This is a genomic window from Kordiimonas sp. (assembly GCF_965216265.1).
Taxonomy (GTDB): domain Bacteria; phylum Pseudomonadota; class Alphaproteobacteria; order Sphingomonadales; family Kordiimonadaceae; genus Kordiimonas.
In genome coordinates, this window is record NZ_OZ244153.1 from 1900246 (window position 1) to 1925701 (window position 25456).

The 25456-nt window shown below is 55.3% G+C and carries 30 protein-coding genes; 19 read left to right on the plus strand and 11 right to left on the minus strand.

The genetic code is table 11. The annotated features are described in order from the left end of the window. Together ACOOGA_RS08610 and ACOOGA_RS08615 are read right to left on the minus strand one after the other, a co-directional pair. On the minus strand, positions 1 to 426 hold the full coding sequence (locus tag ACOOGA_RS08610; protein WP_417462762.1) for a DUF2267 domain-containing protein: 426 nt from the start codon (positions 424 to 426) through the stop codon (positions 1 to 3). 17 nt (positions 427 to 443) lie between these two features. Continuing rightward, on the minus strand, positions 444 to 1280 hold the full coding sequence (locus ACOOGA_RS08615) for an ABC transporter permease (protein ID WP_417462761.1): 837 nt from the start codon (positions 1278 to 1280) through the stop codon (positions 444 to 446). Between the two features lie 195 nt (positions 1281 to 1475). Between ACOOGA_RS08615 and ACOOGA_RS08620 the strand changes: the two genes are divergently transcribed. After that, a complete protein-coding gene (locus tag ACOOGA_RS08620; RefSeq protein ID WP_417462760.1) occupies positions 1476 to 1892 on the plus strand; it encodes a GcrA family cell cycle regulator in 417 nt (138 codons plus the stop codon). A 172-nt stretch (positions 1893 to 2064) separates the two neighbouring features. Further along, positions 2065 to 2538 (plus strand): c-type cytochrome, encoded by a 474-nt coding sequence (locus ACOOGA_RS08625; protein WP_417462759.1) that lies wholly within the window; start codon positions 2065 to 2067, stop codon positions 2536 to 2538. Between the two features lie 72 nt (positions 2539 to 2610). Here the strand turns inward: ACOOGA_RS08625 and ACOOGA_RS08630 are convergent, their stop codons facing one another. From ACOOGA_RS08630 to ACOOGA_RS08640, 3 genes are read right to left on the minus strand one after another with little or no spacing between them, the layout of a single operon-like run. Further along, positions 2611 to 3279, minus strand: coding sequence for a cytochrome b/b6 domain-containing protein (locus ACOOGA_RS08630; protein WP_420430527.1), 669 nt, complete (start codon positions 3277 to 3279; stop codon positions 2611 to 2613). Between the two features lie 8 nt (positions 3280 to 3287). Then, positions 3288 to 4289, minus strand: a complete 1002-nt coding sequence (locus tag ACOOGA_RS08635; RefSeq protein WP_417462757.1) for an alpha-ketoacid dehydrogenase subunit beta — start codon at positions 4287 to 4289, stop codon at positions 3288 to 3290. Beyond that, entirely contained in the window at positions 4289 to 5227 is a 939-nt protein-coding gene (locus tag ACOOGA_RS08640) for a thiamine pyrophosphate-dependent dehydrogenase E1 component subunit alpha (RefSeq protein ID WP_417462756.1), read from the minus strand. The genes ACOOGA_RS08635 and ACOOGA_RS08640 overlap by 1 nt, the downstream gene beginning before the upstream one ends. Before the next feature lie 371 nt (positions 5228 to 5598). Between ACOOGA_RS08640 and ACOOGA_RS08645 the strand changes: the two genes are divergently transcribed. Genes ACOOGA_RS08645 through ACOOGA_RS08675 form a run of 7 tightly spaced genes read left to right on the plus strand, consistent with a single transcriptional unit; the run spans position 5599 to position 11845 of the window. After that, the gene (locus ACOOGA_RS08645; RefSeq protein WP_417462755.1) at positions 5599 to 6051 is read left to right on the plus strand and encodes an SUF system Fe-S cluster assembly regulator; all 453 of its coding nucleotides are present in this window, start codon (positions 5599 to 5601) and stop codon (positions 6049 to 6051) included. Between the two features lie 46 nt (positions 6052 to 6097). Then, positions 6098 to 7567 (plus strand): Fe-S cluster assembly protein SufB, encoded by a 1470-nt coding sequence (gene sufB / locus ACOOGA_RS08650; protein WP_417462754.1) that lies wholly within the window; start codon positions 6098 to 6100, stop codon positions 7565 to 7567. Between the two features lie 14 nt (positions 7568 to 7581). Then, entirely contained in the window at positions 7582 to 8319 is a 738-nt protein-coding gene (gene sufC / locus ACOOGA_RS08655) for a Fe-S cluster assembly ATPase SufC (RefSeq protein ID WP_417462753.1), read from the plus strand. Between the two features lie 44 nt (positions 8320 to 8363). Continuing rightward, positions 8364 to 9656 carry a Fe-S cluster assembly protein SufD gene (sufD, locus tag ACOOGA_RS08660; protein WP_420430529.1) on the plus strand — a complete coding sequence of 431 codons (1293 nt, stop codon included), beginning with the start codon at positions 8364 to 8366 and terminating at the stop codon, positions 9654 to 9656. 19 nt (positions 9657 to 9675) lie between these two features. Then, positions 9676 to 10920, plus strand: coding sequence for a cysteine desulfurase (locus tag ACOOGA_RS08665; protein WP_417462751.1), 1245 nt, complete (start codon positions 9676 to 9678; stop codon positions 10918 to 10920). Continuing rightward, entirely contained in the window at positions 10917 to 11480 is a 564-nt protein-coding gene (locus ACOOGA_RS08670; protein WP_417462750.1) for an SUF system Fe-S cluster assembly protein, read from the plus strand. Before ACOOGA_RS08665 ends, ACOOGA_RS08670 begins: the two co-directional genes overlap by 4 nt. A gap of 38 nt (positions 11481 to 11518) precedes the next feature. Beyond that, a complete protein-coding gene (locus ACOOGA_RS08675; protein ID WP_417462749.1) occupies positions 11519 to 11845 on the plus strand; it encodes a HesB/IscA family protein in 327 nt (108 codons plus the stop codon). Between the two features lie 6 nt (positions 11846 to 11851). On the opposite strand, the gene ACOOGA_RS08680 is transcribed toward ACOOGA_RS08675, so the two are convergent. Further along, positions 11852 to 12601, minus strand: a complete 750-nt coding sequence (locus tag ACOOGA_RS08680) for a sulfotransferase domain-containing protein (protein ID WP_417462805.1) — start codon at positions 12599 to 12601, stop codon at positions 11852 to 11854. A 188-nt stretch (positions 12602 to 12789) separates the two neighbouring features. Between ACOOGA_RS08680 and ACOOGA_RS08685 the strand changes: the two genes are divergently transcribed. Both ACOOGA_RS08685 and ACOOGA_RS08690 read left to right on the plus strand, forming a co-directional pair. Beyond that, positions 12790 to 13824, plus strand: a complete 1035-nt coding sequence (locus ACOOGA_RS08685) for a glycosyltransferase (protein ID WP_417462748.1) — start codon at positions 12790 to 12792, stop codon at positions 13822 to 13824. A gap of 95 nt (positions 13825 to 13919) precedes the next feature. After that, a complete protein-coding gene (locus ACOOGA_RS08690; RefSeq protein WP_417462747.1) occupies positions 13920 to 15392 on the plus strand; it encodes a TrkH family potassium uptake protein in 1473 nt (490 codons plus the stop codon). A gap of 20 nt (positions 15393 to 15412) precedes the next feature. On the opposite strand, the gene ACOOGA_RS08695 is transcribed toward ACOOGA_RS08690, so the two are convergent. Together ACOOGA_RS08695 and ACOOGA_RS08700 are read right to left on the minus strand one after the other, a co-directional pair. Beyond that, positions 15413 to 16840 (minus strand): homospermidine synthase, encoded by a 1428-nt coding sequence (locus tag ACOOGA_RS08695; RefSeq protein ID WP_420430531.1) that lies wholly within the window; start codon positions 16838 to 16840, stop codon positions 15413 to 15415. A 116-nt stretch (positions 16841 to 16956) separates the two neighbouring features. Further along, entirely contained in the window at positions 16957 to 17574 is a 618-nt protein-coding gene (locus tag ACOOGA_RS08700; protein WP_417462745.1) for an NAD(P)H-dependent oxidoreductase, read from the minus strand. A gap of 93 nt (positions 17575 to 17667) precedes the next feature. Between ACOOGA_RS08700 and ACOOGA_RS08705 the strand changes: the two genes are divergently transcribed. Next, entirely contained in the window at positions 17668 to 18315 is a 648-nt protein-coding gene (locus ACOOGA_RS08705) for a TetR/AcrR family transcriptional regulator (protein ID WP_417462744.1), read from the plus strand. A gap of 24 nt (positions 18316 to 18339) precedes the next feature. Here ACOOGA_RS08705 and arfB read toward each other — a convergent pair whose 3' ends face one another. Then, positions 18340 to 18762, minus strand: coding sequence for an alternative ribosome rescue aminoacyl-tRNA hydrolase ArfB (gene arfB / locus ACOOGA_RS08710; RefSeq protein ID WP_417462743.1), 423 nt, complete (start codon positions 18760 to 18762; stop codon positions 18340 to 18342). A gap of 126 nt (positions 18763 to 18888) precedes the next feature. Here arfB and ACOOGA_RS08715 point away from each other — a divergent pair, with 126 nt between their 5' ends. The 3 genes from ACOOGA_RS08715 to ACOOGA_RS08725 are packed head-to-tail and all read left to right on the plus strand — an operon-like array spanning position 18889 to position 20154. Continuing rightward, positions 18889 to 19215 (plus strand): ArsR/SmtB family transcription factor, encoded by a 327-nt coding sequence (locus ACOOGA_RS08715; RefSeq protein WP_417462742.1) that lies wholly within the window; start codon positions 18889 to 18891, stop codon positions 19213 to 19215. Next, entirely contained in the window at positions 19205 to 19708 is a 504-nt protein-coding gene (locus ACOOGA_RS08720; RefSeq protein WP_417462741.1) for an SRPBCC family protein, read from the plus strand. The genes ACOOGA_RS08715 and ACOOGA_RS08720 overlap by 11 nt, the downstream gene beginning before the upstream one ends. 11 nt (positions 19709 to 19719) lie before the next feature. Next, a complete protein-coding gene (locus tag ACOOGA_RS08725; RefSeq protein ID WP_417462740.1) occupies positions 19720 to 20154 on the plus strand; it encodes an SRPBCC family protein in 435 nt (144 codons plus the stop codon). A gap of 73 nt (positions 20155 to 20227) precedes the next feature. Here the strand turns inward: ACOOGA_RS08725 and ACOOGA_RS08730 are convergent, their stop codons facing one another. After that, positions 20228 to 20662, minus strand: a complete 435-nt coding sequence (locus ACOOGA_RS08730; RefSeq protein WP_417462739.1) for a helix-turn-helix domain-containing protein — start codon at positions 20660 to 20662, stop codon at positions 20228 to 20230. A 74-nt stretch (positions 20663 to 20736) separates the two neighbouring features. Here ACOOGA_RS08730 and tmpT point away from each other — a divergent pair, with 74 nt between their 5' ends. Next, positions 20737 to 21411 (plus strand): thiopurine S-methyltransferase, encoded by a 675-nt coding sequence (tmpT, locus tag ACOOGA_RS08735; protein WP_417462738.1) that lies wholly within the window; start codon positions 20737 to 20739, stop codon positions 21409 to 21411. Between the two features lie 123 nt (positions 21412 to 21534). Beyond that, positions 21535 to 21876, plus strand: coding sequence for a hypothetical protein (locus ACOOGA_RS08740; protein WP_420430533.1), 342 nt, complete (start codon positions 21535 to 21537; stop codon positions 21874 to 21876). A 203-nt stretch (positions 21877 to 22079) separates the two neighbouring features. Here ACOOGA_RS08740 and ACOOGA_RS08745 read toward each other — a convergent pair whose 3' ends face one another. Then, on the minus strand, positions 22080 to 22736 hold the full coding sequence (locus tag ACOOGA_RS08745; RefSeq protein ID WP_420430535.1) for a hypothetical protein: 657 nt from the start codon (positions 22734 to 22736) through the stop codon (positions 22080 to 22082). Between the two features lie 32 nt (positions 22737 to 22768). Here ACOOGA_RS08745 and ACOOGA_RS08750 point away from each other — a divergent pair, with 32 nt between their 5' ends. Together ACOOGA_RS08750 and ACOOGA_RS08755 are read left to right on the plus strand one after the other, a co-directional pair. Beyond that, positions 22769 to 24100 carry a protein rep gene (locus ACOOGA_RS08750; protein WP_420430537.1) on the plus strand — a complete coding sequence of 444 codons (1332 nt, stop codon included), beginning with the start codon at positions 22769 to 22771 and terminating at the stop codon, positions 24098 to 24100. Between the two features lie 12 nt (positions 24101 to 24112). Further along, on the plus strand, positions 24113 to 25009 hold the full coding sequence (locus tag ACOOGA_RS08755; protein ID WP_420430539.1) for a helix-turn-helix domain-containing protein: 897 nt from the start codon (positions 24113 to 24115) through the stop codon (positions 25007 to 25009). The last annotated feature ends 447 nt before the right edge of the window (positions 25010 to 25456 follow it).

A 25456-nucleotide genomic window follows, 5' to 3' on the forward strand; every position in this document is an offset into this window, starting at 1 on the left:
TCAGCGCTGCCAGAAGGTGACAGCGTCATCCGAGATTGCCTTGAGCGTGCGCTCAAACGTTTCTTCACCAACGCATGCCTTCAGTGCAAACGCCACATCCGCCACCGGGTTTTCAGAAAGCTGGGACAGATTATGGTCAGGCCGGAGAGACTTGATCTCGGCCATCATGTCGGCCTGAGCATCAAAAGCTATGCGCGGCTCATTCGGGTTCCAGTCAGCGACAAAAAAGCCCCGCACCGCACCCGGCAAAATACCGGCAAACAGGATTGCTTCCTCAAGCGTAAGCCGTCGCCTGAACGCCTGCAAAACCGCCTGCGCCATAGTGTAGGCCACATTGCGGGTCGGCAGGCTTCCGTGGCTCATCACATCACCAAGGAAAGCCTTAAATTCGTCCGTCGCGCGTTGATATTCCTGCGGATAGGTCATTCACATCTCGTCAGGCATCAGGCTTTCAAGCGGTACCCGGTTTTAAACACCCGGTAAACAACCAGCGTGAGCACAAGGTTGATCGCGAGCGTATAGGCAAAGCCAGCCCAGAGGTCGCTGTCTGCCCGGCCAATGAACCCATAACGGAAGCCGTCGATCATATAGAAAAACGGGTTCACGTGCGAGAAGACCTGCCAACTGGTTGACAGCCGCTCAATGGAATAAAAGGTGCCTGAAAGCAGGCTGAGCGGCGCAATCACAAAATTGGTGATGGCGGCGGCGTGGTCAAATTTCTCCGCCCATACACCTGTGAGCACCCCGATAAGCGACAGCATGGTGCAAGCCGCAACCGAGAAATACAGGATCGGCCAGATATGCTCAATCACCATGGGCACGCCCGGCATCGCCGTGAATGCAAGCCCGACCGACAGGCCAACCAGAAGGCCGCGCGTTACACCGCCAAGTGCAAAACCAATAGTGAGCTCAAGCGCCGAAAGCGGCGGCATGAGCGTATCCACAATGTTGCCCTGTACCTTGGAGATCAGGATCGAGCTTGACGTATTGGCAAAAGCGTTTTGCAGCATGGCCATCACGATAAGGCCCGGCGCCAGGAACTGTGCGTAGGGCATATCCGCCACCAGCCGCCCACTGCCACCAAGCGCCAGTGTGAAAATGATCATGAACAAGATGGTGGTTACTGCCGGTGCCGCCAGGGTTTGCGCCCATACCTTCATGAAACGGCGGGTTTCACGCAGATACAGGGTCCACAGGCCAACCCAGTTTACAGCGCCAATGGTCCGGGCACCAAGGACCGGAAAATCAGGCTCATCGCTTTTATGCAAAGTCGCGGACATAAATAAGGGCTCCTCAAGGGTCAGATTTGGTGCACTCGGTCAGGCTTATATCAGAAAAAGATGGGTAGGCAGTACCCGGCTTCACCATATGGGGTCGATTGTTCCCTTGGCAAGAGGGTGCCATGGGCGATATAAGCGGGGAGAGACTCGGGCGCGTGTGATCACCCGCCCCCAGATAAAGACAAGGATAACATCATGGCATGGACGGACGAGCGCATCGATCAGCTCAAGAAACTTTGGGACGACGGCTTGAGCGCAAGCCAGATCGCGAAGGAACTGGGCGAAGGTGTGACGCGCAACGCTGTGATCGGCAAGGCGCACAGGCTGGGGCTTAAATCCCGCCCGTCACCGGTAAAGACCGATAAAGAAAAGAAAAAAGCCGCGCCAAAACGGGTGGTTAAGAAGGCAGACAAACAACTTGTCTCGCTTCTCGACTTGACGGACCGCATGTGCAAATGGCCGCTTGGGCACCCCGGTGACGCAGATTTCCACTTCTGTGGCAAGGCGTCTGAACCCGGCATGCCTTACTGCGCGGGCCACTGTGCAGAAGCGTACCAGGCGCAGCCACCACGGCGTGATCGCCGCCAGACACCGCGGCCGCCGATTCTCTGATTCGAGTCGCAGCGACCGGCCTCAATCACAATTTTGTCAGGAAATCGCGCTTGCCCAATTTTGGGCGAGCGCTACTCTTGTGCGGCGCGCACTATGTATAAAGTCCGTATTGCGTGGTAGTGAGGCTGCAGCGTACTATATTTGTGCGTATTGTTATCAGGGGAGAGATCATATGCAGTTAAACCGTGCCCGTTCATTCTTCATTGGAGCTGTAGCTTGTTCAGCAATTGCTGTTTCAAGTGCGTCTGTCGCTGACGGCGATGACGAAAAACGCTTCCCTGAATCGCAGTATCGTCACGACGTGATGGAATTTGTGAAATATGCCTACAGCAATATCGCACAGCTGATGAAAGGCACCGCCGAGCACGAAGGCCATATGGTGAAACATGCGCAGATCATGGCAAGCGCTGCTTCCATGGCAAAAGCAGCGTTTGAAAAAGACACACGCGGCATGGAAGGCGCCACTGAGGCCCGCGACGAAATCTGGGAAAACTGGGACGATTTCGCCCAGCGGCTGGACGAGTTTGAGGCAGACGCGGCGGCGCTGGCGACAGCTGCCGAAAGCGGGGACATGAGCAAGATTGGCCCGGCGTTCAAAAAGACCATGGGCAATTGCAAATCGTGCCATGACGACTACCGCGAGTAAACGTCAGGCTGGGCAAAAGTAAACGAAGCTAAGGCGTGCCGGTTGGTGCGCCTTTATGCTTTTGGCCCCCCGTTAGCCAAACACCCACCACCACACAGCCCCGCCAACCAGAAACAGCAGTGCAAAACCAAAGATGGCATTTGTCATTTTTAAAGGCTGTTCGGCATGACGGCTCCAGCCCGTGATCATGGGGCCAATGAGATTCACCCGCCGCACAAGCCCGTATAACGCAACCACAAGAATGTGCAGGCCAATAAGGCCGAGAAGAGTATAACCGGTCCATTCGTGCACTTCCGTGAGGTCTTCAGAAAGACGCGACGAAATCGTGTGTGAGAACGGCCCCTCAAAAAACATAGCGTCTGTCGCATAAAGCCCGAGTGCTGCCTGCACCAGCAGCAGCAACAACATCAGCACGACCGACACTGCCCCCAGCGGGTTATGCCCTGTGCTTCTATAGGGCACGCTATCAAACGCCGTTTTGGTATACTCAATTGTGGTTTTGGGGCCTTTGACAAACTGGCTGAAGCGCGCGGTGTCGCTGCCCACAAAACCCCACATAAGACGCCACACCACCAGCGAGAGCACACTAAGACCAGCATAAAGGTGGATATCGGCATAAATGCCAAACTTGTCCTGAAACGCTGAAAAGGCTGAAAACGCAAAGGCGATCACTAACAGCCAATGAAAAACGCGCACCGGCGCGTCCCATACCTTCACTTTTTGTATTTGTTCATCGCTCACGGCGGGCCTCACTTCAGCATGGATTTTATGGTTGAGACGATATCATCTGTGGCGGGTAACCAGCTTGCCTCCGCCTTGCGGCCATAAGGCACCGGTGTATGGGGCGGGGTGAGCTTTTGCGGTGCTACCTTGAGCGATGCAAACCCTTCGCTGGCCGCAAGGCTCAACACCCTGTCGGCAAAGCCCATAAGGGCAGCGCCTTCATCCACCACCAAAAGCCGCCCGGTTTTCTTGAGACTCGCAAGAATCATATGCGAATCAAGCGGGTGTACGGTGCGGGGATCAATTACTTCAGTGGAAATGCCGTCAGCTTTCAAGCTCGCAGCGGCTTCCATGGCTTTAGGCACCATGGCGGATAGCGCAACGAGCGTTATGTCATCCCCTGGCACCAGAATATTGCCTTTGCCAAGCGGCACTGCTGGCAGGTTGGCTTTCACCTCACCTTCGGCGCCATAAAGGCCCTTATGTTCAAACATCACCACCGGGCCATCTGCCGCAACGGCGCTTTTCAGCAAGCCCGCTGCATCGGCGGGTGTTGATGGGCACACCACTGCAAGCCCCGGTATGCTGGCAAGCATGCCGTGCAGCGATTGGCTGTGCATCGCGCCGGAGCTATCCCCCGCCCCCATGGTGGTGCGGATAACAAGCGGCAGCTTGAGCCGCCCGCCGGACAGAAAACGCGCTTTTGCCGCCTGGTTGAAAACCTGATCGAAACACACGCCAAAAAAGTCACAGAACATGACCTCGACCACGGGCCTCAGGCCTGTCATCGCGGCGCCGGTGGCCATGCCCACGAACGCAGATTCGGATATGGGCGTATCAATCACCCGCTCCCGGCCAAATACCTGCGCGAGGCCTTTGGTCACCCCAAAAACACCGCCCAGCTCCTCGCTGCCCGAAAGCCCGCTACCGCCAACAATATCCTCACCGATGATCACAACGCGCTCATCCGCTTTCATGATCTCATGCAGCGCCGCGTTCAGGGCGGTCGCAATGGTCATGCTGGTCATCAGAAACCCCCACCCTGTTGCCACGCCATGAGCGCTTCATCGCTTTTGTCTTTTGTGCCTTCAGCCTTGCTGACGATATCTTCTGCTCGCAGTTTTGCGCCAAGTTCAAGCTCTTTGAGTTCGTCATTTTCGGAGCCGGTTTTTGCGAGAATTTCACGGAAGGAGACAAGCGGGTCCGCCACCTTCTGCAGGGCGCGATAGCCTTGTGCATCACCGTGATAATGGCCACTGATGCGCGGCACTTTCGCCTCGACAAACGCGGGGCTACCAGTTTTGCGTACCCAGCCCACCAGCCTGTCCGCGGTGCGCAAAAGAAGCGGCATATCATTGCCGTCCACCTGTTCTGCCGCGATGCCAAAGGCGCGTGTGCGGCCTATTAGCGAGCCCGCTGTGGCGTATCCTGAACCGGTTGACTGGCCGAGGCCGTTGTTTTCCACCACAAACAACAAAGGCAGCTGCAAGCTCACCGCCAGGTTGATGGTCTCGAACACCGCCCCCTGGTTAACCGCCCCGTCGCCCATAAAGGCAACAGCAATACCGCCTGTGCGCAGTGTTTTGGCAGAAAGCGCGGCACCCGCCGCCAGCGGCACTTGCCCGCCCACAATACCATTTGAGGTGAGAAAACCGCTTTCGGGCGCGAGAAGATGCTGTGTACCGCCAAGCCCGTTCGAGAGGCCACCAGCCCGCCCGAGTATTTCACGCGCCAGCGCCAGCGGGTCTACCCCGCACGCCAGCGCAAGGCCATGGCTGCGGTGCGAGCCGCTGACCTGATCAAGCGGGCCTTCCAGCTGGTCGATAACCGCAAGCTCAACAAGCTCCGCACCGGATGCCAGATGCACGAGCCCCGGCACATGCCCCGCGTCGCTTGCGGCCGCAATGCGTTCCTCAAACGCGCGCATGAAAACAGCGCGCTCATATAATATTTTCAAATCCGTCAAATTCATCCTGGCATGTATAACAGCACCGGGCGGCCTGTGTCATCGTGTGTCGTCGGCTGTGTAGATGACTTTTTTGCGCGTATCGTGTGAACAGACACCAAGAAATTGGTGCATTCGACACCAAAATGCGCCATAAGCCCCCAAGCTCCCTGATCAGCCTCTCATTCTGGCTTGAAAACGGCGGATATCACCGGATTGTGTCACTCCAGTATATCATTCTGGCATTGACTCAAGGGTATCACTGCCCATATGTAAAACCTGAGTAATTTGGTAAGATTTATAAGGCCTGCCTCTAGCGTCGGTAAAAAGCGCAGTTTTCCGCCAAAAAATCGACCAGAAAACAGAGATGCAGCCAGCAAGGACCGATCACAATGATTCGGCTAACCAATTTAGCAGACTATGCCGTGGTGTTGATGTGCGAAATGTCGCACACCGACGGTCGTGTCAGTGCACAAGACCTGGCGACAGCCACCAGCATCCCCGCACCAACAGTTGCGAAGATATTGAACGCACTGGGGCGGGCGGAACTTTTGCAGTCCCATCGCGGTTTGAAGGGTGGTTTTGCGCTCTCAAAAAGCACGGACGACATTACGGTTGCCGATATCATTGAGGCGATTGATGGTCCGATCTCGCTGACCCACTGTGCCGACACCGGCACGAGCGACTGCTGTTACGATGATATCTGCCAGATGCGGCCGCGCTGGCAGGTGATCAACAGCGCGGTGAAAAATGCGCTGGCGGATGTGAAGCTTTCATCTATCGCCGCGTTCGGAAGCCCGGAAGAAATGGCCGCACGTTTTGAAAAGCGTGCAAAATCGGCCTGAAAGATCGGCCTGAGTATAGTTTAAACAATGTCAAGGAGCCGCCATTATGGCTGGAACCGCCGAAGCCCAAAAACAGATCGCAGAAGTCACTGGTGACTATAAGTATGGTTTTGTCACCGACATCGACATGGACATGGCCCCCAAAGGCTTGTCCGAAGATGTGATCCGTTTCATTTCCGCCAAGAAAGAAGAGCCCGAGTGGATGCTCGAGTGGCGGCTGAAGGCTTACCGTGCGTGGCTGAAGATGGACGAGCCTGATTGGGCGAAGGTCAATTACCCCAAGATCGACTATAACGACATCTATTATTACGCCGCACCAAAGAAGAAGGACGGTCCCAAAAGCCTTGATGAGGTGGACCCGGAACTTCTGCGCACATACGAGAAACTTGGCATCCCCATCCGCGAGCAGGAAGTGCTGGCGGGCGTTGAGGGTTCCGCCAAGGTTGCGGTTGATGCGGTGTTTGACAGCGTATCTGTTGCCACCACCTTCCGCGAAGAGCTTAAAAAAGCCGGCGTGATTTTCATGTCGATCTCGGAAGCCGTGCGTGAATACCCGGACATGGTGAAAAAATACCTGGCGACCGTGGTACCGGTCAGGGACAATTATTTCGCTGCGCTCAACTGCGCTGTGTTCACCGACGGCACCTTTGTTTATGTGCCCAAGGGGGTGCGCTGTCCGATGGAGCTTTCTACCTATTTCCGTATCAACGCCGAGAATACCGGCCAGTTTGAGCGCACGCTCATTGTGGCCGATGAAGGCTCCTACGTATCTTATCTTGAGGGCTGTACCGCCCCGATGCGGGACGAAAACCAGCTGCACGCAGCCGTGGTTGAACTGGTAGCGCTTGATGACGCCGAGATTAAATATTCAACGGTGCAAAACTGGTATCCAGGCGACAAAAACGGCAAGGGCGGTATTTATAATTTCGTGACCAAACGTGCGCTCTGCAAAGGTAAAAACTCGAAAGTAAGCTGGACCCAGGTTGAGACAGGCTCCGCCGTTACCTGGAAATACCCAAGCTGTGTGCTGGCGGGTGAAGGCAGCGTGGGTGAGTTCTACTCTGTTGCTGTCACCAACAATTACCAGCAGGCGGACACCGGCACCAAAATGATCCATATGGCGCCCAACACACGCTCTACCATTATCTCCAAGGGTATTTCTGCGGGCAAGTCCCAGAACACTTATCGCGGGCTGGTACGGGTGATGTCGGGGGCTGAGAATGTACGTAATTACACCCAGTGCGATTCGCTTCTGGTGTCGTCGGAATGCGGCGCCCACACCGTGCCTTATATTGAAGTGAAAAACCCGACCGCGCAGATCGAGCATGAGGCCACCACCTCCAAGATCTCTGAAGACCAGATGTTCTATTGCCGCGCGCGGGGGCTGGATGAAGAAGAAGCGGTCGCCATGATCGTTAACGGTTTCTGTAAAGAAGTTATGCAACACTTGCCGATGGAATTTGCTGTGGAAGCCCAGAAGCTTCTCGGTATCTCCCTTGAAGGCAGTGTTGGTTAAAGTTGGAAAAAGTGATGCTTAAAATCAAAGACCTCCATATCAATGTCGCCGAAAAAGAGATCGTCAAAGGCCTGAGCCTTGAGATCAAGGCAGGCGAAACCCATGCGATCATGGGCCTGAACGGTGCGGGTAAATCCACGCTGGCAGCTGCCATCGCAGGGCGCGACGACTATGAAGTCACCTCAGGCTCGATCGAGTTTAACGGCAAGGATTTCCTCGCCCTTGAACCGCACGAACGTGTGGGCGAAGGCCTGTTCCTTGGCTTCCAGTATCCGGTGGAAATTCCTGGTGTTTCGAACCTCAATTTCCTGCGGACCGCGCTCAATAGCGTGCGGCGGTATCGCGGTGAAGAAGAGGCATCGGCGGCGGAGTTCATGAAGCTGGTGCGTGAGAAAGCCAAAGCGCTGAACATGGACCCCGAAATGCTCAAGCGTTTTGTGAATGTGGGCTTCTCGGGTGGCGAGAAAAAGCGGAACGAGATGGTGCAGATGGCAGTGCTCGACCCCAAGCTTGCCGTGTTGGATGAGACCGACAGTGGCCTTGATATCGATGCGCTTAAAACCGTGGCAAACGGCATCAATGCGCAGCGCCGTGACGACACAGCCATCCTTCTGATCACGCACTATCAGCGGCTGCTGTCGTATGTGCAGCCCGATGTGGTGCACGTGATGATTGATGGTCGCATCGTGAAGTCTGGCGGCAAGGAACTGGCGCTGGAGCTTGAAGAAAAGGGCTACGCGGACGTTGCCTAGTGCTCTAAAGCACGCGGTTGGGGTAACCGGTCAAAGGAAATGACATGCAAGACGAGCTGATGACAGGATATGAGGCACAGGCAGGCACGCTGAACGGTACAGTGCCCGGCGCAGATGCCCTGCGCGCAAAAGCGCTTAAGGAACTGGTCTCGCGCGGTTTTCCTACTCCGAAGACGGAAGACTGGCGCTATAGCGACATGCGGACGCTCCGGTCCCAGGTGTTTGGCCTTGCTGACGCCGCTGCCACGGTGCCAGACGTACCCAAACCACTCGCCGATGTGGCGGCGCGGTTTGTGTTCATCAATGGCCGTTACGCGGAAGAGCTTTCTGATCTGGGTGACCTGTGGCAAGCCGCATCCATCCGGCCGCTCGCCAACCACTTCATGTCAAATGCTGACCGTGTGGACGAGATTGTGCGCGGGCAGGACGGTGTATCGCTTATGAACACGGCGCTGTTGCGCGACGGTATCGTTATTTCCGTACCTTCGGGGATCGAGATTGATGACCCGGTCGAAATTATCCACCTGATGACGGACGCTGGCGCCAAAGCCGCGCATTTGCGCCATGTTATTGAGCTTGGTGAGGGTGCCAAACTATCTCTCGTTGAGCGCTTCATTGGTGACGACAGCGCGTATTGGAGCAATGTGATCGTTCAGGCACGCATCACACAGGGTGCTAAACTGCATCACGCACGGCTGCAGGAAGAGGGCGCAAGCGCGCTGCACACTGCCAAAACCTACGTGAATGTGGATACGGAAGGTGAGTATCTGTGCACCAACCTCTCGCTTGGCAGCAAAACTGCCCGTTTTGAGGCCCATGTGCGCCTTCTGGGTGAAGAAGCCAGCGCGAGTGTGGACGGTGTGGCGCTTGCAGCCACTGGCCAAAGCCACGACACACTGACCCATGTGAGCCATGTTGTGCCTTTTGCCACCAGCGACCAGATTTTCCGCACCGTGGCCGACGCGCGCGGCAAAACCGCTTTCCAGGGCAAGGTAACGGTGGAGAAAGACGCGCAAAGCACGGCGGCGGACCAAAGCTTCAAGGCACTGGTTTTTGACCGCACGGCAGAAGCAAACGCCAAACCTGAACTTGAAATTTTTGCGGATGATGTGAAGTGCAGCCACGGGGCCACTGTGGGCGAGCTGGACGCCAAGGCGATCTTTTACCTCACGTCTCGCGGCATTGACCCGGTAACAGCGCGGCAGATGCTGGTGGAAGCTTTCACCGCAGACGCGCTTGAGCGCATCGCCGATGAGGGCGTCAAAACCGCCATGACAGACCGTATCAGTGCCTGGATGGCCACCCGCAAGGACCGCGCGATAGCGGGCACCGAATAGGCACAAGCCGGAAAGTAACATGAACACACATACACCCATAAAACCCGGTCTCGACACAGAGAAAATAAAGGCGGACTTCCCGATTCTCGCGAGGGAAGTGTACGGCAAACCGCTGACCTTTCTGGACACAGCCGCGAGCGCGCAGAAACCGCGCGCGGTGATCGAGGCAGAGACCGAGCTTTATGAAGGCTATTACGCCAACATCCACCGCGGTGTGTATAAGTTCAGCCAGGACGCGACCGAGGCTTATGAAGCTAACCGCGAAACCGTGCGCGCGTTCCTGAACGCCCAAAAAGGCAAAGAGTGCATTTTTGTGCGCGGCGCCACCGAAGGCATCAACCTTGTGGCCCAAGCATGGGGCCGGGCAAATGTGCGTGAAGGTGACGAGATCATCCTTAGCCATATGGAGCATCACTCCAACATCGTGCCGTGGCAGATGCTGGCTGAGGAGAAAGGCGCCAAGATCCGCGTGATTCCGATGTTTGATGATGGCGCGCTGGATATGGAAGCTTATGCGAGCCTTTTGAATGAGCGCACCAGAATGGTGGCCGTGGCCCATATTTCCAATTCCATTGGCGTCAAAAACCCGGTGAAGGAAATCACCCGTCTCGCGCATGACGTGGGCGCGCTGGTGCTGATCGACGGTTGCCAGGCCGCGCCGCATATGAAGATTGATGTGCAGGATACTGACGCTGATTTTTACGCCTTCTCTGCCCACAAGGCATACGGCCCCACCGGCATTGGCGTGATTTACGGCAAGGAAAAACACCTTGATGCCATGCCGCCATGGCAGGGTGGTGGTGACATGATCTCGACCGTAACGTTCGAGAAAACCACTTATAACGACCTGCCGCACAAGTTTGAGGCTGGCACGCCCAATATCGCTGGCGGCATCGCCATGAAGGTAGCGCTTGATTATATCACGGCGCTTGGGTTCGAGAATATCGCCGCGCATGAGGAAGAGTTGCTCGCCTACGCCACCAAAGAGCTTTCCGCCTTCAACAGCCTGCGCATTATTGGCACAGCGCCAGACAAGGGCGCACTGATCAGCTTCACCATGCAGCATGCGCACCCGCATGATATTGGCACCATCCTCGACCGGCAGGGCATCGCCGTGCGGGCTGGGCACCACTGTGCGCAACCGGTGATGGACCGTTTTGGTGTGCCCGGCACCGTGCGGGCAAGCTTTGGTATTTATAACGATAAATCTGATGTGGACCGCCTTATCGCGGGCCTCAAGAAAGTTGTGGACATCTTTGGATGATGGATAACGAAAACAAACGAGACGTACTGGATGTAAGCGCGCCCACAGCGGCGGACTATCCGGAGGAAAACATGCCAAAAGCCGCCGTGGAGCGGCCCCGTGTTGATACCGGCGTGAGCCCGCAGGAAGGTGGCTATTTCCTCAATAAGTTTCTTGAGGGCGACGCCGCGAAGAAAGCCGCTGACGCCGCTGAAACAGAGGCCGCAGAATCCGCAAGCACAGACGCCGCACCTGTTGGTGAAACGCCTGAGAGCAAAGAAGCACTTGAGGCCAATATCGTCACTGCGCTTCAGGAGATTTACGACCCGGAAATCCCGGTCAATATCTATGAGCTTGGCCTGATTTACGGCGTGGATATCGACGACGACTGGCGCGTGCGCGTGACCATGACGCTCACCACCCCCCACTGCCCCGTGGCAGAAAGCATGCCGGGCGAGGTTGAGCTCAAAGTCAACACAGTGCCGGGTGTAAACGGCTGTGACGTTGCCCTGGTGTGGGAGCCCGCGTGGGATATGTCGAAAATGACAGATGAAGCACGGCTTGAACTGGGGCTTCTGTAGCCCCACCTGTATAGTATGAAACTGAGGATGCTTTAAAAATGGCAGTTATCAACATCACAGATAAAGCGGCGGACCGTATCCGTGCGCTTCTCTCGAAAAACGAGACCGCTGTTGGTATCAAGCTTGGCACCAGCACCCATGGCTGCTCGGGCCTTGGCTATACGGTTGACTATGTTGAAGAGCCTTCAGCGGAAGACGAAGTGGTGGAAGACAAGGGCGTGAAGGTTTTTGTAGACCGTAAATCGCTGCTCTTCCTTCTGGGCACCGAGATGGACTGGGAAGACAGCATGTTCTCAACCGGTTTCAAATTCTCGAACCCGAATGAGAAAGGCCGCTGCGGTTGCGGCGAAAGCTTCCACGTCTAGTATCGTCTATTTCCAGTCTGAAAGGTCCAGCCCTGTCAGAGCTTCCGTCAGTTCGATATCTTCGTGATAGAGGTTTTTCAGATATTGACGATCTGCTTCTGCTAAAGGCGCCAGTTGTACGGTCTTGGGTACAGGAACAACTCGTCTTGCCACAGGATAGGTGTCAAATCTGCTAGTTCCTAAGAAGTCCGTGATTTTATTGAGTGTTTTGTTCATGTCGTTACGCAACCACGTGTTTCGAATGAAGAGCAACTGTTCGCGTGGGAAAAACCGCAATAATCTCTTGATCTGCGGGCCGTAAAAACCCCGTTCCACATAGCTGAATACTCGATGGACGTTGTACTGGGGCCCAATTTCCCCTGTTACCCGGGAGCGGCCATTTCGAATGGCTTCTGGAAAAGGCAGACTGTCCCAGCCCCTTGTCACTTCCATACCCCAATGTGAGAACGCTCGATTTACGGGATTGCGCAAACAGACGATAATTTTCATCGCCGGGTTATAAGCCTGAATCCGCTCGGCAGAAGTGGGCCAATAAGTATAAATTGGCGTAACCTCGCCTGCTATCTGAGCCTCTGTTTTAGAAGCAAAAATATTCTCAAAAGCGTCATAGGATGGCCGGCTCCAATCCAGATTTTCATTATCAAAGAAATGAACTTCCTTACGCGCCGGCAGGAAGATTTCGGGGTGCTTGGAGAGAAAGGAAAATAGCGCTGTAGTCCCTGCTTTTTGCACGCCTGCCACAATAAAGGAAACCACCAAAATTTACACCTATTCCCATAAAAGTACTCATAAAAGCACAAAGCCAAAATTCGCCGTCAACACTGCTCGTGCACTACACCTTATTATAGGTCGCGATAAAATGAGGGAGAATATTTTTTTGACAATTTCGCACCTCCAGCCTATGGCATGGAAACTAATGCCTTGAACCTAGTCGGGATTTTCTCATGCCGCAAAATCTAAGCATCGTTAGCTGCGCTATGAGCCCAGACTATATGCATGTGCGCGTGCAGGATCCGAACGACGCGCTCGCGGCCGTTGGGTGTCAGGTGCAGACATATTCCAAAAATGTCTCCATCCCCCGATTATGGCCCAAAAACAGCATTCGCATCATCGTCATTCAACGCGCCATTTTTGACCGCAATACCGCCATGCAGATTTTAAGACTGGCGTTTGAGCGCGACCTGCTTATCGTTCACGAGTTTGATGATCACCCTGACCTTTTGCCCCCGAATGTTAGGCAGCGTTTTATGTCTGAAATGGGGCTTGAAATGTTTGAAGCCTGTCACGGTGTACAAACAAGCGTGCCTATGCTCGCGGAAACTTTCAAAAAGCAAAACTCCTTCACCGCAGCTTTTGGCAATCAAATCTACCGGTATCCATTAACCCCAAAACAAGAATCCTCAAATGTCCGGCTATTGTTCGGCGCGCTCAACAGGCGTGACGCATGGGCGCCTCTTATGGATACTTTCAACGCTGTTATCGCCAAACACAACGAAGTGCAGGTTACTGTTTTGCAGGATCAGGACTTTTTCCACACGCTTGCGACAAGCAATAAACGCCTGCTGCAAACGCCGAATTATGACGATTATCTGAATGCCGTCCTGGAGAATGACATCGTTCTGATGCCACTGAATGAAACACCCTTCACGGCCTGCAAAAGCGACGTGAAGTTCCTTGAAGCCAGCATCTGCGGTGCGGCAACAATCGCGAGCCCAACCATATATAAAGACACCATCGTCCACGGTGAAACAGGCTATATCGCCGACACGCCAGACGAATGGGCTGTGGGGCTTGAGAAGCTGATTACGGATACTGCTTACCGCCAGCGGATGGCCCGCAATGCCAACCGTTATGTGCGCGAAAACCGTATGCTGATGCAGCATATCCACAAGCGGGTGGACTGGTATAAAGAGCTTTGGGAAAACCGCGCGGTCATCAACCAGCGCCTGCGCGCACAGTTCCCGGAAGCGGCATCTTGAACCCTGATCCACCAGTAAAAATTTGACAAGTGACCTAGCCGGTTACACCCTAGTCAGGCGTTTTATGAGGCAGGTATCAGGAACAACTGAGCACCATGACACTCGCGGTTAAATTCAACCCCATCATCCATGTGCTGGGGCTTATGCTCACAGCGCTTGCGGTGATGATGGCCATACCAGCCATCGTTGAAGAAGTGATCACGGAGCAGATGCCGCTTGAGTTCATTTTCTCCGCCACATTCTGCCTTATCATTGGCCTCATGGCCACTTTTGCCACCCGCGACAACCAGCCTTTCAGCCTAGACGTGCGGCAGGCGTTTATCCTCACCGCGCTTTCATGGCTCGTGCTGCCTGTGTTTGCGGCCCTGCCACTTCTGGGCCTTGGCCTCTCACCAGAGATCGGGCTCACCTTCACGGATGCGGTGTTTGAAACCGTCTCGGGCCTCACCACCACGGGCTCAACGGTAATGACCGGGCTTGACGGCTTGCTGCCGGGCTTATTGTTGTGGCGCTCCCTCCTGCAATGGATTGGCGGGGTTGGCATCATCGTCATGGCGATCATCATGCTGCCGTTCCTGCGCATTGGTGGCATGCAGCTTTTTAAAACCGAAAGCTCGGACAAGTCTGAAAAAATCATGCCTCAGGCCACCGATATGGTGAAATGGATCATGAGTGTTTATGCAGGTATCACGCTTCTTGCGGCCATCGCTTTCATGGTCACCGGCATGGACGGCTTTGACGCCATCAACCATGCCATGACGACTGTTTCCACCGGTGGTTACAGCACGCATGACGCCTCCTTCAGCTATTTCACCCATCCGACCACCCAATGGGCGGGCACGCTGTTTATGCTGGCCGGTGCACTGCCATTTATCAGCTATATCAAGATGGTGCGCGGGCACCGCAAACCTTTTTTGGCCGACCCGCAGATCCGCACCTTCCTCAAGTTCCTGATAGTCGTTATCGCGGCGATGACGCTTTGGCTGGTGTATGAGGAAGATATGTATCTTTTTACCGCGCTGACGCTGACGGCTTTTAACGTGGTGTCTGTTGTCACCACCACGGGATTTGCGTCTGCTGATTACACCACTTGGGGCCCGGCGGTTGCGGCGGTGTTTTTCATGCTCACCTTTGTGGGCGGCTGCGCAGGCTCAACGTCAGGCGCCATCAAGATATACCGCTTTCAGGTGCTTTGGGTCACGATCCGGGAGCAGCTTTCCAAGCTCAGGAGCCCAAACCGCGTGGTGGTGATGCGCTACCATGGCAGCCGCCTGCCGCCCGAGCTGCCCATGTCTGTGCTGGCGTTTCTGGCGGTGTTTATGGCGTCTGTCGCGGTTTTCACCATACTGCTGGCCATGCTGGGTATCGACTTTGTCACCGCGCTGACCGCAAGCGCCACGGCCATCACCAACGTGGGGCCGGGGCTTGGGCCCATCATTGGCCCCGCGGGCAACTTTGCCCCGCTGCCCGATACGGCAAAGTGGATACTCTGTTTTGCCATGCTACTTGGCCGGCTGGAGATTTTCACGCTTCTCCTGCTGTTGGACCCGCACTTCTGGCGCGACTGAGCCACGCCCGTGCGCAAACTTCAGCGGCAGATTACATTCTTGAAAAGCCAGGGCTCATCCGCGTCATAATCGGCGGGGAACAGGTCCTCATTACGGCCCGTCACCGGGGTCCAGTCCGTATAGCTGCCCACCACAGGGCCAAGGTAGGGTGCTGCCACCTCGAGAATGCGTGCGTGGTCCATGGCTTCCGCTTCCACCATGCCCTCATTCGGGTTTTCAAGCGCCCACACCATGCCCGCGAGTACCGCCGCGCTCACCTGCAGCCCGGTAGCGTTCTGGTACGGCGCCAGCGTCCGCGTTTCATCGATATCTAGCTGGGAACCAAACCAGTAAGCGTTTTTTGCGTGTCCGTAGAGAAGCACACCCAACTCATCAAGCCCCTTCGTGATCTCATCCCCCATCAGGCGAAAGTTTGCCTGCGGCACAAAACCATTGCCGACAAATTCATGCAGTGACAGCACCGCATCATCACAGGGGTGATAGGCATAGTGACAAGTAGGCCGGTAAGTTACCGTGCCGTCATCCTCGCGGGCGGTGAAATAATCGGCGACGGAGATCGCTTCATTATGGGTGATCAGATACCCTAGGATCGGGCCCGCAAGCGGGGTCCAGGTGCGCACGCGGGTATTGGCACCAGGGCGCTTCAGGTAGATGGCCGCACCGCAGCCTTCTTCGTGCTCCCCACCGTCTTCCGGCAGCGCATCCTCAAATGTGCCCCAGCCTAGCTCCGCCGGTTGCATTCCTTCAGAGAGGAAACCGTCAATCGACCATGTGTTCACAAACTCGCCCGGCACTTTCGCGGTGTCAGACACCTGCGTGTCACGCTCCGCGATATGAATGCCCTGCACGTTCAGCTTTGACGCAAGCGCGGCCCAGTCAGCGCGTGTGCGCGGGGCTTCCGCGCCCACGCCCACATCGCCCGCAATGTTAACCAGCGCCTGTTTGACAAAATGGCTCACAAGGCCCGGGTTGGCACCGTGCGCCATCACCGCCGTTGGCCCCGCGCCCAACTCCGATGCCAGCTTGAGGGATGTTTCCCGCAGCCAGTAATTGGTGCGGTGAGACATCTCCTTGTCCGGGTCGGTGTAACCGCCGCTCCACGGCTCGATACAGGTATCAAGATAAAAGGCGCCCACCGTACGGCAGAAGCGCACCAGCGCGAGCGAGGACACATCAACCGACAGGTTCACAAGGAACCCGCCCTCACGTGTGAAAAGCGGAGACAATATCTGACTGAGGTTATCCGGCGTGATGGCCTGATGCACAAAACAGACACCATATTCTTCCGCGACCGACCGGCCATTATCATCAGCGCTGATGATGGTGATGCGTGTGGGCTCAATATCAAAATGCCGGAGGATAAGCGGCAACACACCCTGCCCGATAGAGCCAAAACCAACAATCACGAGCGCACCCTTGATCGGCGCATAAATAGGCCAGTCTGTCACCTGCCTCACCTCCTGCAATATGCCGCATTGCCCACGCTTGCGCCGGGCAGTGAATTCTCCGGGGGTAATGGGGGAAAGCGGCGGCTACGTCAAGGCTTTGCGCTGCTCAAGGAAAGCTAGCTGGCAATGTTGACGCTTGCGGCGCTTAACGGGGAAAAACTCTGCCCAAGCTCAAATGCACGATCAAGATGGATAACGGCATTGGTTGTTTCTGAATTCACAAGCAAGTCGTTGGTTACGACCGATGCCCCGCAATAGTCAAATATGCCATGATCAATCTGTGTCGTCATGGCATCCTGATATCCGCGCTTCCGGTAGGTGTTGGCATCCGCGCCAGCAACCGCCACCAGATGAATTGTCAACTTCTGTAGTTTTTTGACAAGTTTGCTTTCAAGGCTGAAATCAAATGCCCAACCATTGGAAAATACCCGGTCTATCCACCCCTTGAGCAGGGCGGGCATGGACCACCAGTACACTGGATAAACCAGCACCAACTTATCAGCTCTATCAAGCCTCGCTTGCTCAGCAACAACATCTGCGGGCGGGCTTGCTTCCTGTCGGTGCACCGCAATATCCGCCGCAGTAAATCGGGGGTCGAAGCCCTCACTGGCAAGGTCAACGATTTCGACCGTGTCCGACGACCCGCGGGAAGCAAAGCCATCGGCGATCCGCTGCGCGACCCCATGGCTGAGGGATTGCGGGTTCGGGTGCGCGGTAACGATAAGAACATGCATGTCCGGTACTCCTTGATTGTCGTTGCGATTGAACGGCATCATCTATATACTATTCGTAGGTTACTAATAGTAAGTTACTAATGGTATATTAAAATGTCAAGTACTCACAATGCAGAAAAATCTGGCGGTCAGGGGCGTAAGCGCCTTTCCCGGCAGGACCGGCACCGGCAACTACTGGATACAGCGTGGCTTCTGGTTCGAGAGGAAGGTACGGATGCCCTCACTCTTGGTCGCTTGTCAGAGCGTGCGGGCGTCACCAAGCCAGTTGTCTATGACCATTTTGGAACGCGGCCAGGGCTTCTTGCCGCGCTCTATCATGAGTTTGACACTCATCAGATCGCCCTTATGGAAGAAGCACTTGATACCAGTGAGGCGAGCCTTGAAAGCAAGGCGGACGTGATTGCTTCGTCTTACGTTGACTGTGTGCTGGCTCAGGGGCGGGAAATCCCGGAAGTGATAGCGGCGCTTGCGGGCGCCCATGAGCTTGAAACACTTAAGCGCGAGTGTGAAATCGCCTTCATGGACAGATGTCGGCAAGCGCTGCGACCCTTTACAAACCAGGCGATCACGCCCGCTAGCCTACGCGCCATGCTCGGCGCGGCAGAGGGCCTATCCTATGCGGCTGCGACAGGAGAAATAAACGCGCAGCAGGCCAAACACGAGTTGTTCCACATTGTGATGGCAATCTCACAAAGGGGCTCAGACGGCGCGACCAGCTCGTTCACTGACGATACAGACTAGCCCCCTTTGTCTCCGCCCCGGTCCTCAGTCAACACTTCTGAGCTTGCCGCGCATCTTCTTGCGCTCGCCCATGGTTTTTTTGGTCGTCAGGCGGCGCTCTTTTGAGCCCTTCGTGGGTTTGGTACCCACCCGGAACTTTGGCTTCTTGGTCGCCGCTTTCAAAAGATCAACCAGCCGTTTGGTGGCCGCGCGTTTGTTATCAATCTGGCTGCGGCTATTCTCCGCCGTCAGCACAATCACGCCCGCTTGCGTCATGCGGCTGCCCGCGATGCCGCGCAAGCGCACAAGCATTTCAGAGCTGATCGCCGGGCTGGCTTTGGCATCAAAGCGAAGCTCCACAGCCGTGGAAACCTTGTTCACATGCTGCCCGCCGGGGCCGGATGCCCGCTTGGCGCTGAGCTGAATTTCAGCCTCATCAATCTGGATATGCTCGGTGATTTTGATCATGGCGGGACTGTAAGCCAGCCTAACAATTCGTACAATCCGCGAATTAGATGAAAAAACCTATTGCGCAACCAAACGGTTTCATGTATTCATAAGAAACCAATTGGTTGCATAAAGTGAATTTGACCCATGAAACGAGATATATTCCAGGCGATTGCCGACCCCACGAGACGGGCAATCATGGTGCTGATAGCCATCAACGCCATGACCCCCAACGCGCTGGCGGATCATTTCGAGATGACCCGCCAGGCAACCTCAAAGCATATCCGCATCCTCAATGAATGCGGGTTGCTCTCACAGGAAAAGGCGGGGCGGGAGATTTACTACAAACTCAAGCTTGAAAAAATGAGCGAGATAGACATGTGGCTAGAACAATTTCGAAAGCTTTGGGAGGACCGTTTCAACCAACTTGATGGCCTGTTGGCCGAAATGAAAGCGGAAAAAAATGAGACCTGACCTTCAATTTGACTTTGTCGCCGACAAGGAAAAAAACACCATCACCGTCACGCGTGAATTTGACGCAAAGCGCCAGATGGTGTGGGATTGCTACACCAAAAGCGAGCTTCTTGACCGGTGGTTCGCGCCCAAACCCTTCACCACCAAAACCAAGTCCATGGACTTCAGTGAAGGCGGGCATTGGCACTATGCCATGGTGGACCCGTCCGGCACAGAATACTGGTGCCGCATGGACTATGAGACCATCAACGCGATCAACGGTTACACCGGGCTTGACGGTTTCTCTGACGAAACCGGCACCATCAACCCAGACCTGCCACGCGCAACATGGGATGCACAGTTCAAGGATAAAGGCGAGCGCACCGTGGTAGAGACCCTTGTGCAATATGGCTCGCTCAAGGACCTTGAAACCGTGATCGGCATGGGCATGGAAGAAGGCCTGAAATCCACGCTTGAGCGGCTCGATGAGCTTCTCGAAGTACTCAATAAATAAGGGACAGAACAATGAACCCGAGCCCGAACCCGAGCACGACACCCATTACCATTGAAGCCAACATCGCCGCCCCGGCAGCGAAGGTTTGGGCCGCATGGACAGACCCGGCCCACATCACCAAATGGAACTTCGCGTCAGATGACTGGTGCTGCCCAAGTGCCTCAAACGATCTTCGTGTTGGTGGCAAATATACCGCCCGCATGGAAGCGAAAGACGGCAGCTTCGGTTTTGATTTTGAAGCCATCTATGACGAGGTAACACCCGAGAAAAGCATGACCTACACCATGCCGGACGGCCGCGTTGTTACCACCACATTTGAGGAAGCAGGTGGCACCACCACGGTGAAAACCGTGTTTGATGCGGAAAGTGAGAACCCGGTTGAGGTGCAGCGGGACGGCTGGCAAGCCATCCTCAACAGCTTCAAGCGCTACGCGGAAGCGAGCTAAAACACTCTCCTCTCCTCACTACACCCTCGCGCGCGCACCGCTCGCGGGGGTGTAGTTTATTGTTGCCTGACTTTCAGGCCGTGCGCCTCGGCCCCTTGCGCGCTTTATTGCGCTTTGTCGCAAGCTGCATGAACCGCCGGAAGGTGGGGCATTCAAGGTGGCTCGGGGCTTTGCAGTCTGCGGCGTGGCGCAGCCCGTCGCGCACCGCGCTCAACTGTTTGATTTTCACCTCCAGCTCATCTGCTTTTGTGCGCAAGGCCGCGCGGTCAATCTCCATAAGCGGGCGAGCGGCAAACATGCCCCCAATCTCATCAAGCGAGAAACCCGCGTTGCGCCCAAGCGTGATCAGCGCCAGCTGGTCTACCACGCCCGCGCTGAACACCCGCCGGAGCCCGTGGCGCCCAATGGCCCGAATAAGGCCCTTTTCTTCATAATACCGCAGGGTGGAGGCTGGCAGGCCAGAGCGCTTGGCCACCTGCCCGATATCCAGATTTTCTTGTGCTTTCATTTAGTGCTTGACCTCAAGTTAACTTGAACTTGTATCCTAATCACACTCGCAAAAATGAACAATTGATTGGTGGCATGATGGAAGAAAGTTTCTGGGTGGATAAATGGCAAACCGGCGAGATCGCTTTTCATGAAGGCAGCCCGAACCGGTTTCTGGCCAGCTATTTTGGCAGCTTGCGCTTGCCAAAAGGCAGCCGTGTTTTCTTGCCGCTGTGTGGTAAAACGCGCGATATCGCATGGCTGCTGGCAAGTGGCTACCACGTTGCAGGGGCGGAACTTGTGGGCACGGCGATCGACCAGCTTTTTACTGAACTTGGCATACAGCCCAGCATCACAAAGCGCGGCGCACTCACGCACTATAGTGCCAAGCATATCGACATTTATGTGGGCGATATCTTCAAACTGAACGCTGAGCTTCTTGGGCCCGTTGATGCGGTCTATGACCGCGCGGCGCTGGTGGCGCTGCCCAAGGAAACCCGCGCGCGATATACGGCGCACCTGAGCGCGCTCACAGCCGCAGCACCGCAACTGCTGATCAGCTATGAATATGACCAAAGCCAGATGAGCGGCCCGCCCTTTTCCGTCAGCAGCACCGAGGTCGCGCAGCATTACGGCGAACGCTATGAGATCAAACTGCTCACCAGCGCAGACGTACCCGGCGGCCTCAAAGGCCGCTGCCCCTCAACCGAAAGCGTTTGGGTGTTGAGGGGGGATGAGAGGTGGTGCCGCTTACGTGACTCGAACACGTGACCCCATCATTACGAAAAAACTGAACATCAGCCATTCCCTATAAACAGGGTATCTGAGCGGCTCAAAACAGCACCAGTAAAATCAAAGACTTATCAAAATTCAAAATCCGTTAGTCAAACGGGTTTGCGAAACGATGTTGGCTATTCGCTGAACCTGTCATGGCGGATTGCAGCGACGATTGTTCCCGGCAAGGCGAATGAACTTCAGCGGCAACTTCCGGAAGCTGCTTCGAATGCGAACACCTGCCTCGCTTTGTGGCATGTGCGCACTGATTGGCTGATTGAGGAGCTCGCCCAGAACCTCTTTGCGGACTTCTTCGCGGACACGATCGACACCTTGAGGCGCAAGCTATGCTCAGACGGGCAGTTCATCACCGCAGTCTATGTAACATCTGCGAATAAGGGCTACCCTTTCGACCTTCCTGAGGCGGCTTGCAACGCATTGGCCACCCGCGAGGTATCGTAATGATCGCCTCACTGTTTCAACGCGGGTCCGCCTCCAACCCGTTCCAATCCAGTTTGCTCAATGACGCACTGTCAACGCCGCGACCCGGTGGCGCGCAAGCGCCAGTGGTGCGGGAGCGGCTTGACCGGGCGGCGGCTCCTCAAGCTGGCCCCAACGGGGTCAGAAAACGTTCTGACCCCTTGCCATGCGGCGAGCTCACTTTGTTAAAATCTAGGCTGATATTGCTCGTTTATCCGAGCAACACAATTTTCGTTGCTGAGCAAACCATAACCAGTCGGGTCGATTTCTTTTATGTAATCAACAAGAGTGTCAACCAACGCTTGCCCTCCGATTACGTGAGCATCGAAAGCTTCTTTTTTCCGGATGATGTTGCCAAAAACATTTTGGAGCAATTTCATGTGGTCACAGTACTTGGCAATCTCGCATTCTCGGTGTGCACATATGGCGACGAACTCTGCTGGAAGCGACTGGTAAAACTGCGGAAGAGAAGAGGCAAATGGCCTTGGCTCAAGAGCATCGGAGCCAGTCTCCAAAGTTTTTATGACGCCTTCTGGGGGATTAGCACCAATTTTGTATGCTTCCAGTTTGCTAATCGCCCCGTGCAAAATGATCTCAGTTTCATTCTTAAGTGCGATGCGGATTGCAGAGCAGATTGCAGACCGCTCTTTTCGCTCTTTTGTCCAGCCACTAACGGCGAGAAACAACGCCAAAATAACTGCGAGAGCACTGGCAATAGCGCTTATTGCACGCCAGTTCGGTTCAGCTTTGAGACTAATCAAGCAATAGTCATTGACGTTGTCAGCCCAAGCTGCCTCAGAGGACAACAGCAGTATCACCCCAACGACAAACAGGCCACGCATAACACCCCCTTCTTTTTTTTCGGAGGCGTGGCATGACCGCGCCCCTTGAGAATAACGCAAGTTATGTTGCCGCTTCTGAAACCATCCGAGAGAAACGACACAGGCTGCGGCGGACATCAGGCTATATCCTTGATGGTGAGCGGGTCAATGGCTGTGGCCGCAAGCGTCATAGCCAAACAGTAGACCTTCACCGCACGGCCAAGGGCGCACATTTTGTTGGTGTCGAAACTTGTGGCTCGGTTTGGCACTGCCCGGTGTGCGCGGCTCGTATCGCTGAACAGCGCCGCGAGGAAGTTGCCCAGGCGATTGGAGGCGCACAGAATGCAGGTGGCGCGGCCTATATGCTGACGCTGACCATGCGCCACAACAGGCGCGACAAGCTTGGCTATCTCAAGAGCGCGATTGCGGACGGCTGGCGCAAGGCACAGAACCGCCGAGCCTATCGCACCTTCAAGGCCCGCTTTGGCATCACCGGCACCATCCGCGCCATTGAGGTCACGCACGGCAATGCCAACGGCTGGCACCCGCACCTGCATATCCTTTTCATCACCAAACGCGCGTTCGACAATGATCAAATCGCCGAGGCGCAAGCCATCTTGTTTGAGCTGTGGAGCAATGTGCTCACCAGCTTAACCGAGAGATATGTTGCCCTTGATGCCCTCGATTTCCGGCCTGCCAGCACGTCCGACTATGTCACCAAATGGGGCGCGGACCGCGAGCTTGTAAAAGGCCAGCAAAAAGAGGGCAAGGGCTCGCTCTCGCCCTGGCAGCTTCTGGAGGCTTTCTCACGCGGTAACAAGCGCGCAGGCAAGCTGTTTGAGGAATACGCCCGCACCTTCAAGGGTGCACGGCAACTTACTTGGTCGAAAGGGCTTAAAGCCCGGTTCGGCATTGGTGAAGTCTCAGACGAAGAGGCCGCAACAGCGGGCACTGAGGCCGCGCAAGATACCACGCCAGGCACTGAGATTAAAGAAGGCCGCATTGGTGTGCTGGACCGTAAGGCGTTTGACGCCGTGGCCCGCCAGCACCTGACAGCGCGCGTGCTGAATGTGGCGCACGCGGAAGGTTGGCAAGGTGTGCTCACCTTCCTGCACGCTCACGGTATTGAGCCAACCATGCCCGATAGCGGCGAGTGGCAGCAACCGCCCTCACCAGAAAAGAAATCGGCGGCACGGTCCCCACACCCACGCATCTCGCGCGGCATGATCAAAGAGGCCATTGTCGAGGCCAAATACGCCAAGCTCAAAGAGTTTCTGGAGCCCACAGGCTCCACCCCTTGTACCGGCACGTCAGCCGGTACGGCTTCCCACCATACCACTTCAATTGCCACCGGAACCGGGAAGCCCCGGTGTGCATCCCATTAAGGATATATCCCCATGACCAAAACAAACACTGACCTGACCACCTTCGGCGCACGCCTGCGCTTTACAAGAGAAGAACAGGGCCTGAGCCGCCCGGACCTTTCCCGGCTTACCGACCGGGCATTAACTGCCCGCGTGATTGATCATCTGGAAAGCGGCCACACGGAAGCGACCATTTCCCGCGCTGAGATTTTGGCGAAAGCCCTGGAGGTTGAAAAGCTTTGGCTCCTGTATGGTGAAGAACCCAGGACAAGCACCGGTACTGAAAACGATCAACCGGATCATGAACCGGATAGCGACCTGGACGCACCGGTTGACGACCCGGAAGGCCCGCCATGGGATACCGGTAAAACCGGTTCAACCGGTATGGAACAACCAGTAAAACCGGTCGATACCGGTGATAACCGGCCTTCAAAAGCACTCGATAGTGCTGGAAAAGCGCTCGAAAGCACTCATGAGTGCTCGGAGCACTCGACAGCGACACGGCGTTTTGTCGATGAAATGTTCGAGCAACTGGAGTTGATTGATGCGTTGCGGGAAGATGGCTTCCTGAAGCACCAGCGGAAGATGCCGTACCTCATGGAGCAGCTTGCAGACACCGCGAAGCTTCTGGAGGTGGATGAGCTGAAAGAGATCGCTTTCGACCGGAAGATTGAAACCGGCGACGAAGACGAGGTTGAAACCGAAGAGCTCACCAACCGCATTATCGACACGGCTGTTTTAGGCACAGACCTTTATGACGTGGACTTTGATGTACTGAAGGCTTTCGCGCGCAAGAACAATATCGAGCGGCCATTTCTGTCGGGCTGGAAAGACCATGATCATCTGGTGCCACTGGTGCGGCCAGCGTATCGGGAACGCGCACTGAATGAAGCGCTGACAAAATCTACGGCTCTTGCATTGGCTGGTTAGAGCAAAGGGGGCGGGCTCTTGCCCGCCCCTTCACTCGCTCTCAGCTTTTTCCGAGTAGTTTTCGCCACATTTGTCGCAGTTTGTAGGCATATGGTCTGCTGGCCAGTCAAAGAACCTCGTCTGGGGAATTCGAGCATCACAGTGCTGGCAGTGTCCCGACCAAAACATTAGAGCCCATGCAATTATGGCAGCAATTACCATACCTAGCACAGGGTTACCTCCTAATGTATCCGCAACAACCACACCACCAAACACACCAGGTAAGAACACCCCGAAAATTATCAGGTAATGCCGCCGAATGGGATTACCCCAAAAGCCCGCTTTCTTCATCCTCACCACCCTTTGCTAAAATCTTGCTTCTATGTCACAAGGAGTGACCGCATTTTTGACAGCTGCCGCCAGCGATCGGAACGTAATAGCCTCCAAATAGCTTACTACCCCGCAAAT